General features: G+C 74.9%; 9 protein-coding genes. 5 read left to right on the forward strand and 4 right to left on the reverse strand.

Features of this window, described 5'->3' with window-relative positions; genetic code table 11:
• Positions 1 to 125 precede the first annotated feature (125 nt).
• Both ACZ60X_RS20950 and ACZ60X_RS20955 read left to right on the forward strand, forming a co-directional pair.
• Positions 126 to 1,976 carry an HSP90 family protein gene (locus tag ACZ60X_RS20950; RefSeq protein WP_469600444.1) on the forward strand — a complete coding sequence of 617 codons (1,851 nt, stop codon included), beginning with the start codon at positions 126 to 128 and terminating at the stop codon, positions 1,974 to 1,976.
• Positions 1,976 to 4,999: a tetratricopeptide repeat protein gene (locus ACZ60X_RS20955; RefSeq protein ID WP_469600446.1), complete on the forward strand. Its 3,024-nt coding sequence runs from the start codon at positions 1,976 to 1,978 to the stop codon at positions 4,997 to 4,999. Before ACZ60X_RS20950 ends, ACZ60X_RS20955 begins: the two co-directional genes overlap by 1 nt.
• Before the next feature lie 56 nt (positions 5,000 to 5,055).
• Here the strand turns inward: ACZ60X_RS20955 and ACZ60X_RS20960 are convergent, their stop codons facing one another.
• Positions 5,056 to 6,840 carry a DAK2 domain-containing protein gene (locus ACZ60X_RS20960; protein WP_469600449.1) on the reverse strand — a complete coding sequence of 595 codons (1,785 nt, stop codon included), beginning with the start codon at positions 6,838 to 6,840 and terminating at the stop codon, positions 5,056 to 5,058.
• 250 nt (positions 6,841 to 7,090) lie between these two features.
• On the opposite strand from ACZ60X_RS20960, the gene rpmB reads away from it, so the two are divergent.
• Positions 7,091 to 7,276, forward strand: coding sequence for a 50S ribosomal protein L28 (gene rpmB, locus ACZ60X_RS20965; protein WP_009190838.1), 186 nt, complete (start codon positions 7,091 to 7,093; stop codon positions 7,274 to 7,276).
• An 89-nt stretch (positions 7,277 to 7,365) separates the two neighbouring features.
• On the opposite strand, the gene thiD is transcribed toward rpmB, so the two are convergent.
• Both thiD and ACZ60X_RS20975 read right to left on the reverse strand, forming a co-directional pair.
• Positions 7,366 to 8,157: a bifunctional hydroxymethylpyrimidine kinase/phosphomethylpyrimidine kinase gene (thiD, locus tag ACZ60X_RS20970; RefSeq protein ID WP_469600753.1), complete on the reverse strand. Its 792-nt coding sequence runs from the start codon at positions 8,155 to 8,157 to the stop codon at positions 7,366 to 7,368.
• Positions 8,157 to 9,122: a thiamine-phosphate kinase gene (locus ACZ60X_RS20975; RefSeq protein ID WP_469600452.1), complete on the reverse strand. Its 966-nt coding sequence runs from the start codon at positions 9,120 to 9,122 to the stop codon at positions 8,157 to 8,159. Before ACZ60X_RS20975 ends, thiD begins: the two co-directional genes overlap by 1 nt.
• Positions 9,123 to 9,393: 271 nt before the next feature.
• Between ACZ60X_RS20975 and ACZ60X_RS20980 the strand changes: the two genes are divergently transcribed.
• Both ACZ60X_RS20980 and ACZ60X_RS20985 read left to right on the forward strand, forming a co-directional pair.
• The gene (locus ACZ60X_RS20980) at positions 9,394 to 9,627 is read left to right on the forward strand and encodes an Lrp/AsnC family transcriptional regulator (protein ID WP_307622642.1); all 234 of its coding nucleotides are present in this window, start codon (positions 9,394 to 9,396) and stop codon (positions 9,625 to 9,627) included.
• 21 nt (positions 9,628 to 9,648) lie between these two features.
• Positions 9,649 to 10,170, forward strand: a complete 522-nt coding sequence (locus ACZ60X_RS20985) for a DUF3515 domain-containing protein (RefSeq protein WP_469600457.1) — start codon at positions 9,649 to 9,651, stop codon at positions 10,168 to 10,170.
• A gap of 12 nt (positions 10,171 to 10,182) precedes the next feature.
• Here ACZ60X_RS20985 and ACZ60X_RS20990 read toward each other — a convergent pair whose 3' ends face one another.
• The gene (locus tag ACZ60X_RS20990) at positions 10,183 to 11,340 is read right to left on the reverse strand and encodes a D-alanine--D-alanine ligase family protein (protein ID WP_469600459.1); all 1,158 of its coding nucleotides are present in this window, start codon (positions 11,338 to 11,340) and stop codon (positions 10,183 to 10,185) included.
• Positions 11,341 to 11,377 lie beyond the last annotated feature (37 nt).

Genomic DNA, 11,377 nt, shown 5'->3' on the forward strand with positions numbered 1-11,377 from the left:
CTGGTCAGGCGGGTCGTCCGGGCCCTAGGATGGCGCGCTCCGGCCCCCCCTCTACCCGCGGTCACCGCCCCTCCGGGACCGCCCGACCCCGCGCCGTACGCGCTTCCCCCTGCGGCGCAGTGACGATGGACTCCCAGACCTCGCAGTCATCCCAGGCATCCCGGTCACCCCATCCACCCCACACGTTCCAGGTCGACCTGCGCGGTCTGGTGGACCTGCTCTCCCATCACCTCTACTCCAGCCCCAAGGTCTATCTGCGCGAGCTGCTGCAGAACGCGGTCGACGCGGTCACCGCCCGGCGGGCCGAGCAGCCGGACGCCCCGGCGCTGGTCCGGCTGCACCCGGCGGACGGCGCACTGCGCGTCGAGGACAGCGGCATCGGGCTCACCGAGGCGGACGTGCACGAGCTGCTGGCCACCATCGGGCGCAGTTCGAAGCGGGCCGAGGGCCTGCGGGAGGCGCGCTCCGGCTTCCTCGGCCAGTTCGGCATCGGCCTGCTCGCGTGCTTCGTGGTCGCCGAGCGGATCCGCGTGGTCAGCCGCAGCGCCCGCACGCGCGACGCCCCGCCGGTGGAGTGGACGGCGCGCGACGACGGGTCGTACACCGTGCGCACGCTCGACGGCTCGGCGCGGCCCGAGCCGGGCACCACCGTGTACCTCACCGCGCGCGCGGGCGCCGCCGAGTGGCTCGCGCCCGAGCGGGTGCTCGCCCTGGCCCGGGACTTCGGCTCGCTGCTGCCGTACGACGTCCGGGTCGGCGAGCAGTCCGTCACCGAGCTGCCGGCGCCCTGGGACCGGCCGTATCCGAGCCCGGCGGCCCGGCGGCTGGCGCTGGCCCGGCACTGTCACGAGCTGTTCGGGTTCACGCCGCTGGACTCGATCGGGCTGGACGTGCCGCTGGCCGGGATCCGCGGGGTGGCGTACGTGCTGCCGGCCGCGGTCGGCCCGGCCCAGCGGGCGCGTCACCGGGTGCATCTGAAGGGCATGCTGCTGACCGAGCGGGCCGAACAGCTGCTGCCGGACTGGGCGTTCTTCGTGCGCTGTGTACTGGACACCGACAGCCTGCGGCCCACGGCCTCGCGCGAGTCGCTGTACGAGGACGAGACGCTGGCCGCCGTCCGGGACGCGCTCGGCGAAAGGATTCGCTCCTGGCTCACGGGGCTCGCGGCCGGTGATCCGGAGCGGCTGCGGGCCTTCCTCGCCGTGCACCACCTGGGGGTCAAGTCCCTGGCCCGGCACGACGGCGGGATGCTGCGCACGATGCTGCCGTGGCTTCCGTTCGAGACCACCGACGGACCGCTGTCCCTGGAGGAGTTCGCGCGGCGGCACCCGGTGGTGCACTTCACGCGGACGGTCGAGGAGTACCGGCAGGTCGCGGCGATCGCCTCCGCGCAGGGCGTGGGCGTGGTCAACGGCGGCTACACCTACGACAGCGAGCTGGTCGAGGCGCTGCCGTCGGCGCGGCCGGGGACGGTGGTCGCCGAGCTGGACGCGGACACCGTGACCGCGCACCTGGACCCGGTGGACGCGGCCGAGGAGCTGGCGCTGTCGGGCTTCCTCGCGGCCGCGCGGGCGAAGCTCGACCCGCTGGGCTGTGACGTCGTGCTGCGGGCCTTCCACCCGCTCTCCGTGCCCGCGCTGCACCTGGACGACCGGACCACCCGGCACGAGCAGGCCCGGGCGGCCGCCGAGGAGCAGGCCGACGACCTGTGGGCGGGCATCCTGGGCTCGCTGCGCGGCAGCGCCCCGCGCGCCCGGCTGGTACTGAACCATCTCAACCCGCTGGTGCGGCGCATCGGTTCGCTGCGGGACCCGGAACTGATCGGCACCGCCACCGAGTCGCTGTACGGCCAGGCCCTGCTGATGGCGCAGCGCCCGCTCAGGCCGGCCGACACGGCGCTGCTCAACCGCGCCTTCATCGGCCTCCTGGAATGGGCCACGCACGGGGAGCGCGCCGCCGGGGAGGGCGATCACTGATGGACGGGACGGACGGGTCCGGCGGGATCGACGGAACCGGCGGGATCGACGGGATCGACGGGATCGACGCGCTGCGCCGGGCCATCGCGGAGAACGGCGAACAGCCGGAGGGACCGGCCCGCAACGCGCGCGCGGAGCGGCTGCTCGCCGCGGCCGAGCGGCTGGACACCCCGCTCGCCGTGATCGAGGCGCTCGGGCACCAGCTGAAGGTGTACAACTACAGCTCCGAGAAGGACAGGATGTTCGTCCCGTTCGCGCGGCTGCTGCGCATGTGGGACGAGCGGCCGGCGGACTTCGACGCGTACGAGGCGCACGCGCTGCACTGGGTCTTCAAGTGGGTGTCGGCGGGCATGCTGGACCAGCCGCACATCCCGCTCGCCTCGATCGAGACCTGGCTCGGCGAGATGGCGCACCGCTACCGGCTCGCCGGGCACTCCGAACGGGCAGTGCGCAGCGCCGAGTTCAGTGTGGCCGCGCACATCGGCGACCACGCGCGCGCGGAGCGCGCGTACGCCGCGTGGCTCGCCGCCGACCGGGACGAGACGGCCGACTGCCACGCGTGCGAGCTGCACGGGCAGGGCGACTGGCAGGCCACGCTCGGCCGGGACGCCGAGGCCCTGGAACTGTGGCGGCCGGTGCTGGAGGGCGAGTTCTCCTGCGCGCACGAACCGCACACCGTGCTGGCGTCCTCGCTGGCCCCGCTGCTGCGCGTGGGCCGCCTGGCCGAGGCCCGCGCGCATCACCTGCGGGGCTTGCGGCTCGTACGCCCGATGGAGTCGATGCGCGGCGCCTACGCCGACCACGTGGAGTTCTGCGCGCTGACCGGCAACGAGGCGCGTGGCCTGGAGCTGCTCGCCGAGCGGCCGGCGTACTTCACGGACACCGGGCATCCGCGCAGCCGGCTGGAGTTCCTGACGGTCGTCGCGCTGCTGATGGACCGGCTGACCGAGCGGGGCCTTCGCGCACAGCCGGTGCCGGGACCGGCCGGGCGGAGCTGGACGGCGGGCGAACTCGCCGGCCACGCGCGCGTGGAGGCCCTGGAACTGGCCGAGCGGTTCGACCGCCGCAACGGGACGTCGTACGTCGGCGACCGGGCACGCGCGCGTATGGCGCAGCGGCCGCTGGTGGACCGCCTGCCCCTGGGCGTCCGCACGCCGCGCACGGCACCGGCCCCGACGGCCCCTTCCGCACCCCCTGAGGCGGGCCCCGCACCCGGCCTCCCCACCCTGCTGGCCGAGGCCCGCCGCCTGTCGGAGACGCTGCGCCCGCACGCGCTGCAGGCCTGGGCGGCGGCCGCGCGGGCGGCGCAGGGCGTGGCACTGGAGCCGCGTGACCGCGCGGAGATCCTCGACCACGAGGCGATGTCCCGCGGCCCCGGGGGCATCCCCCTGTTCGAGCGGGCGGCGGCCCTCTACGCGCAGGCCGGCGACCCCGGCGAGGCCCTGGCCGCACGCGCGCGTGCCGCGTACGTCCGCGCGCTCACCGGCGAGGTCGCCCCGGCCCTGGCCGCGGTCACGGAGCTGTACGACGAGATCCTCGCCCTGTACGCCGGCGGGGGCACCGGGGTGCGCCAGACCGCCTCGGTGGCGATGAGCCGGGCGCGCGTGCTGATGCGGGGCGTGCACGAGGGGGCGGTGTTCGAGACGCCGGGGTCCGGGAGCACGACTCCGGCACGACCCGCTCAGGGGGCCCGGACGGCGGCCGTGGCGCGGGCCGAGCGGGGCGTACGGGAGGTGCTGGCCCTGGTGGACGGGCGGGGCGCGCAGGACGTGCGGCTGGCGGCGCGGGGCGCGGAGGGCCGGGCGATGCTCGCCGAGCTGGCGGGGGTGCGCGGTGACGCCGGGCGGGCCGCCGAGTTGTTCCGCGAGGCCGCCGACGCGTATGTGGGCGCCGGACTGCCGTGGTTCGCCGTCGAGTACGAGGTGCAGGTCGCGGCGCTGGTGCACCAGGCCGGTGACGCGGCCGGGGCCGAGCGGGCGCTGCGGGCCGCCCTGGAGCACGGCGGGCCGTACGTGGAGCCGGTCGGCCGGGCCCAGCTGCACCTCCAGCTCGCCGAGGTCGTCGGCGGGCGCGGCGGCGCCGTCGAGGCAGCCGAGCAGGCCCTGGAGGCCGCGCACTGGGCCGACGAGGCCGGTGAGAGCGGCACGCTGGGCGCGTGGGCGCGCCAGCAGCTCGGCGGGTTCCTGCTGCGCCAGGGGCGGTGCGCGGAAGCCGCCGAGGTGCTGGAGTCGGCGCTTGCGGACCTGTCCGTCGACACGCACGGCGACGGGCCCGTCGTCCAGGCGATGTGGTGGCTCGGCGACTGCCTGAGCGAGCTGGGCGACCACCGGGCGGCCGCGGAACGCCGGCTACGGGCCGCCGAGATCGCCCGGCACTGGCCCGAGCAGCAGGACCATGCCACGCTCGCCCATCTCGCCGCCGAGTCCTTGGGCAACGCCGGCCTGCTGGACGAGGCGGAGCGGGCCTACGCGCGCGCGGGCGAGCTGTGGCGGACCCTGGGCAACGCCCCGTTCCTCGTCCGCTCGCTGCGCGCCCGCGCATGGCTGGCGCTGCGCGCGGAGTCCGGCACCCAGGACGCGCGGGAGCTGATGGCGCGGGCGGTGCGCACCTGCGAGGGCGCCCTGGAGGCTGCGGCGGAGCCGGAGGCCAGGGACGAGCTGGTGGCCGAACTGGCCACCACCCACCGCCAGTTCGGCGATCTGCTGGTCCGCGCGGCGGCCGAGGGGACCGGCCCGCAGGGCGCGGCGGACGCGGACGGCGAAGTCCGGGCGGCGTGCGAGGCCGCGCTGGCACAGATGGACCGGGCGGCCGCGCTGTTCGGCGCCCTCGGCACGGACGGGCTGCACGGCCGTACCGGTGCCGAACTCGCCGCCGCGCGGCTGGAGGCCGGCCTCGGCAGGCGGGCCTCGGCGGTCGCACGCGCGCGTGCCGTGCTCGCGGCCTACGAGGGCGCCGACGACGGGGACGAGGCGGTGCGGGAGCGGCGGGCGCAGGCGGCGCGGCTGCTGGAGCCGGAGCGGTGACCCCACCGGGGCCGGAGCGGTGACCCCGCGCGCGTGCCCGCTGCCGCGTGCGTGGGTCACTCCACGCCGATGAGCAGCAGCGCCCCCTGCCGGCCGCCCCGGTACACCACGGTGTCGACGGCGAGGTAGGAGTCCCGGACCCGGCCCCGCAGGTGGTCGGCGACGGACTCGGGGGCCTCGTCGCCGACGACAAGGGTGACCAGCTCGCCGCCGGCCTGGAGCATGCGGTCCAGGACCGTGCCGGCGGTGGCGCAGACGTCGGGGCCGATCACCGCCACGTCCCCGTCGATCAGCCCGAGGACGTCCCCGGCCTGGCAGACCCCGGCCGTCGTCCAGGACTCGTGCTCGGCGACGACGACCTCGCCGTACCGGGTGGCGCCCGCCGCCGAGGTCATCTGCACGACGTCCTCGTCGAACCGGCGCCCCGGCTCGTGCACGGCGAGCGCGGCGATGCCCTGGACCGCCGAGCGGGTCGGGATCAGGGCCACGCGGATGCCCTCGGTCCGGGCCTGCTCGGCGGCCGCGGCGGCCGTGTGGCGCAGCTCGGTGTCGTTGGGCAGCAGGACGACCTCGCGCGCGTGGGCCCGCCGCAGCGCCTGGACCAGCTCACCGCTGGCGGGCGGCTCCCCGGGGCGCGCGAGGACGGTGGTGGCGCCGGCCTCGGTGTACAGCCCGGCCAGGCCCTCGCCGGGCACGACGGCGACGACGGCCCGCTGCACGCGCTCGCGCGGGGGCCGCCCCCGCCCGGTGTGCACGTCCCCGAGCCCGAAGTGCGTGATCCGGATCCGGTACGGCCGCCCGGCCTCCACGCCCGCCTCCACGGCGGCGCCCGCGTCGTCGACGTGCACATGGACGTTCCACAGCCCGTCGCCGCCGACCACGACCAGGCAGTCGCCGAGGGCGTCGAGCCGCTCCCGGAGCCGGGCCACGGCCCTGTCGTCGGCCTCCAGGAGATAGATCACCTCGTACGCGGGCCCGTCCGTGCCCGTACTGTCCGCGCACGGCCCGGCCTGGGAGACGACCGCCCCGCGCGCGTGCCCCTCGCCCACGGCCCCTGAGACACCCGAGGCTCCCGTGACGCCCGAGGCCCCCGGCGGCTCCCGTACCGCCTCGCCCGTGAACGCCTCCACCAGCGCGCCCAGCACCGCCACGAGGCCGCGTCCGCCGGCGTCGACCACCCCTGCCCTGCCGAGCACCTCCAGCTGGTCCGGAGTGGCCGCCAGGGCCGCTCGCGCGCCCTCGTAGGCCGCCCGCGCGACCGCCCCGCAGTCGCCCTCGGCCGCCTCGGCGGCGTCGGCGGCGGCCGACGCGACGGTCAGCACGGTGCCCTCGACGGGGTGCGCCACCGCCTGCCGGGCGGAGTCGGCGGCCCGCCGCAGCGCCAGCCGCAGCCCGGCGCCGTCGACGCGCGACGCCTCGTCGCCCCGCGCGAGCACCTGGGCCATCCCCCGCAGCAGCTGCGCCAGGATCGTCCCCGAGTTGCCCCGGGCCCCGATGAGCGCTCCGTGGGCCATCGCGTGCACGGCGTCCGCGAGAGACGGCTCCGCGCTCCCCGGGCCGGCACCGGAGCCGGCCGCCTGGGACCCCGAGCCCGCGCCCGGCGCGGCGTGCGGACCCGTACCCGCGCCGAAGCCCGTCTCGTACCCGGCGAACACGGCCTCCACGGCCGTCGCCGCCGACTCCAGGGTGAGGTAGAGATTCGTGCCGGTGTCCCCGTCGGCCACCGGGTAGACGTTGATCGCGTCGATCTCCTCGCGCGCCCGCCCCAGCGCGCCGAGCGCCAGACCGCACCAGGTGCGCACCGCGAGAGCATCGAAGAATGTCTGCGGCACCTGCGCCACCTGCGCCTCCCTGAGCCGGCCGTACGTGGGACGCAGCGTAGACCCCGAGCCGGTCCCCGGCGGAAGAGGGCCGCGGGCGGGGGTCCGGGCCGCCATGGTAGTTTCGTTGCACGGACGCAGTCGTTGTATGCTGCTCCGGTTGCCCGATCCAGATCGGGCCATTCCCCTGGCAGCGCCACTCAGATCTCAGATCTCGATCCCGGCATGCCGGGATCAACCGTAAGTGCATCTGAAGTCTTTGGAGTGACCCGTGGCTGCCAACTGCGACGTCTGCGGCAAGGGGCCGGGCTTCGGCAACAACATCTCGTTTTCGCACCGCCGTACGTCCCGCCGCTGGAACCCGAACATCCAGCGTGTGCGTACCGTGGTCGGCGGGACGCCGAAGCGCGTGAACGCTTGCACCTCGTGCATCAAGGCCGGCAAGGTCTCGCGCTGACGCCAACAGCTGAGCGCGCGGCCACTGCTGGTTCGCTGCACTGAGCCGGTCCACCCGAGGGTGGGCCGGCTTTTTGCCGTAGCCCGTCGTCAGTCCCGCAGGCGCCAGCCGTGGTCCACCGGCCCGATCCCCGCCCCCAGGGCGAAGCCGTGGGCGATCGCGCCCGTGACGTACTCCTTGGCCCGCGCGACGGCCTCGGGCACGCCGAGCCCCTTCGCCAGCCCCGACGCGATCGCGGAGGCCAGTGTGCAGCCCGTGCCGTGCGTGTGCCGGTTGTCGTGGCGCGGGGCGCGCAGCCAGTACTCCGCCGAGCCGTCCGTCAGCAGGTCCACGGCGTCCGAGGCGCCGGGCAGATGACCACCCTTGATCAGCGCCCACCGGGGCCCGTACGCCAGCACCGCGGCCGCCGCCCGCCGCAGATCGGCCTCTGATGCGACGCGCACCCCCGTGAGTCGGGCCACCTCGTCCAGGTTCGGGGTCGCCACGGTCGCCGCCGGCAGCAGCTGCGTGCGCACGCAGTCCAGTGCGGTGGCGGCCAGCAGCGGATCGCCGTGCTTGGAGACGCCCACCGGGTCCACCACGGCCGGGGCGTCCGTGCCGGAGATCAACTCGGCGACCGCCTCGACCAGTTCCGCCGAGCCCAGCATGCCGGTCTTGACCGCCTGGACGCCGATGTCGTCCACCACGCTGCGGTACTGGGCGCGTACCGCCTCCACGGGCAGCTCCCAGGCGCCCTGCACCCCCAGCGAGTTCTGCGCGGTCACGGCCGTGATCACGCTCATCCCGTGCACGCCGAGCGCCACCATCGTCTTCAGGTCGGCCTGGATGCCGGCCCCGCCCCCGGAGTCGGAGCCCGCCACCGTCAGGACCCTGGGCGGGATCACGACTCGATGTCCCCGAAGTGGTCCCAGCCGCCCTTGCTGGTCCAGGGCGCCCCGTCGACGGTCACCTGGGGCAGCGCGGAGGGGTTGAGGACCTCGCCGATGACCTTCCAGCGGGCCGGGAGCTTGGTGTCCGCCGGGAAGGTCGCGACGATCGCGTGGTCCTCTCCCCCGGTCAGCACCCACTGCAGCGGGTCGACGCCGACGGCCTGGCCGATGTCGTTCATCTGGGTCGGGATGTCGATCGCGCCGGAGCGGATGTCGATGCGGACCTTGCTGGCCTCGGCGATGTGCCCGAGGTCGGCGATCAGCCCGTCGCTCACGTCGCACATGGCGGTCGCGCCGAGCCCGGCGGCGGCCGGTCCCGCGTGGTACGGCGGCTCGGGGCGGCGGTGGGCCTCCACGAACGCGCGCGGGGAGCGGAAGCCCCGGGACAGGACCGCGTAGCCGGCCGCGGACCAGCCCAGCCAGCCCGTGACGGCCACCAGGTCGCCGGGCTGGGCGCCCGCCCGCGTGACGGGCTCCTGGCCCCGCATATCGCCGAGCGCGGTGATCGACACCATGATCGTGTCACCGCGTACGACGTCCCCGCCGACCACGGAGGCGCCGGCGACCTGGCACTCGTCGCGCAGGCCGTCCATCAGCTCGCTGGGCCACGTCACCGGGAGTTCGGCCGGGACCACCAGGCCGAGCAGCAGCGCGGTCGGCACGGCGCCCATGGCGGCGATGTCGGCGAGGTTCTGGGCGGCGGCCTTGCGGCCGACGTCGTAGGCCGTGGACCAGTCGCGGCGGAAGTGCCGGCCCTCCAGCAGGATGTCGGTGCTGGCCACCACACGCCGGTCGGGCGCGGCGACCACCGCGGCGTCGTCGCCGGGGCCGATCCGGACCGCCGGGGTGGTGGTGAGACGGGAGGTGAGCTCCCTGATGAGCCCGAACTCCCCGAGCTCACCAACAGTGCCCTTCATTTCCCTTGGCTCCCCTTCTCTCCCTGGTCGTGCCCGGTCGCGCGTCATCAGTGTCCCCGATACGGTCGAGATGACCGTCGGCGCGGTCGCCTTCGGCCGCCGTCCGGCCGGGACGACCGTCCGTTGCGGTCGAGGACGACCGTCAACTTCCGTCGTGCCTGCACCCTGGCGCGCAAGCCCGGTGCCCGCGGGTCTCCCCTCGGGGAGCGGCGACGCGATACCGTGGCGTTCCTTTTCCCCACATGATCCTCGTGGCCGCTCTGGAGGTTCCGTGGTACAGGCGTACATCCTGATCCAGACGGAGGTCGGCAAGGCGTCGACCGTCGCCGAGACGATCAGCAAGATCCCTGGAGTGATCCAGGCCGAGGACGTCACGGGTCCGTACGATGTCATCGTGCGCGCCCAGGCCGACACGGTCGACGACCTCGGCCGGATGGTGGTCGCCAAGGTCCAGCAAGTGGACGGCATCACGCGCACCCTGACCTGTCCGGTCGTGCACATCTAGCCCCCGTCTACGCTTGGCCCGGTGAACTTCTTCCGTCACCGGCCCCTCGCCCTGCTCGCGCCCGCGCTGCTGATCGCGGTCGCGGGCTGTTCCGCGGGGGACGACAGCGCCTCGGTGGCGGTTCCCACCCCCGACGCGAAGACGGCCCCGGTGTGCCGGGACCTGCACAAGCTGCTGCCGCGGAAGCTCGACGGACGGAGCCGTAACGACCCCGCACCCCGGTCCGCCTACACGGCGGGCTGGGGAAGCCCGGCGATCATACTGCGCTGCGGTGTCGTACGGCCGCCGAAGATGGTCGACCCGAAGGTGGCCCAGGGGGCCGACCCGGACGCGATCGCGGGCGAGGTGGACGGCGTCGACTGGCTGATGGAGAAGCAGGCCGACGGCACCTGGCGGTTCACCACGGCGGGCCGCGTGGCCTATGTGCAGATCGGCCTGCCCAAGGGGATGTCCGCGCAGGACCAGGGCACGGTCGTGCTCACGGGCCTCGCGGGGGCCGTCAGGAAGGCGATCCCCACGGGGATCGCCTCCATGCGCGGGTGACCGGCCGGCCGGTCAGCGAAGGCCGGTCGGGCGGCGCAGCGCCGCCTGCACCAGGCGGTCGATCAGCTCGGGGTAGCCGACGCCGGTGGCCTGCCACATCTGCGGGTACATCGAGATCGGCGTGAAGCCGGGCAGGGTGTTGATCTCGTTGATCACGAACTCGCCGTCCTCGGTGAGGAAGAAGTCCGCGCGGACCAGGCCCTCGCAGGAGGCCGCCTCGAACGCCTCGACCGCGAGCCTGCGCACCTCGGCGGTCTCCTCGGCCGTCAGCGGCGCCGGGACGATTCCGGGCGTGGAGTCGATGTACTTGGCCTCGAAGTCGTAGTAGGCGTGCGCGTCCGGCGGCGGGATCTCGGCCGGTACGGAGGCGCGCGGGCCGTCCTCGAACTCCAGGACGCCGCACTCGATCTCGCGGCCCCTTACGGCGGCCTCGATCAGGATCTTCGGGTCGTGGGCCTGCGCGGTGGCGATCGCCTCGTCCAGGCCGGACAGGTCCTCGACCTTGGTGATGCCGATGGACGAGCCCGCGCGCGCGGGCTTCACGAACAGCGGCCAGCCGTGCTCGCCGGCGAAGTCGACGATCCTCTTGCGGGCGGCGGACTCGTCCTGCGCCCACTCGCGGGGGCGGATCACCAGGTAGGGGCCGACCTTCAGCCCGAACGAGGTGAAGATCCGCTTCATGTACTCCTTGTCCTGGCCGACGGCCGAGGCGAGCACCCCGGCGCCCACGTACGGCACGCCGGACAGCTCCAGGAGGCCCTGGAGGGTGCCGTCCTCGCCGTAGGGGCCGTGCAGCACCGGGAAGACCACGTCGACCTCGCCGAGCGCCTTGGGCACGGAGCCGGGCTCGCTGTAGACGACCTCGCGGTTCGCGGGGTCCACGGAGAGCACCACGCCGCCCTCGTGCGACTCGGCCAGTTCCTCGACGGCGGGGGTACGGCGGTCGGTGATCGCCATCCGCTCCGGTTCGTCGGCGGTGAGGGCCCAACGGCCGTCCCGGGTGATGCCGATCGGCAGGACGTCGTACTTCGTCCGGTCGATGGCCTTGAGGACGGCGCCGGCGGTGACCACGGAGATCCCGTGTTCGGAGCTGCGCCCGCCGAACACGACGGCCACGCGCGGCTTCCGCGACGGCTGCTCAGGGCTCTGGGGAAGGTTCTCGGTGCTCATATCGGCTTGAGGGTACCCGTTGGTAGAGCCCGGATAC

This window comes from Streptomyces sp. NPDC104106, assembly GCF_055584345.1.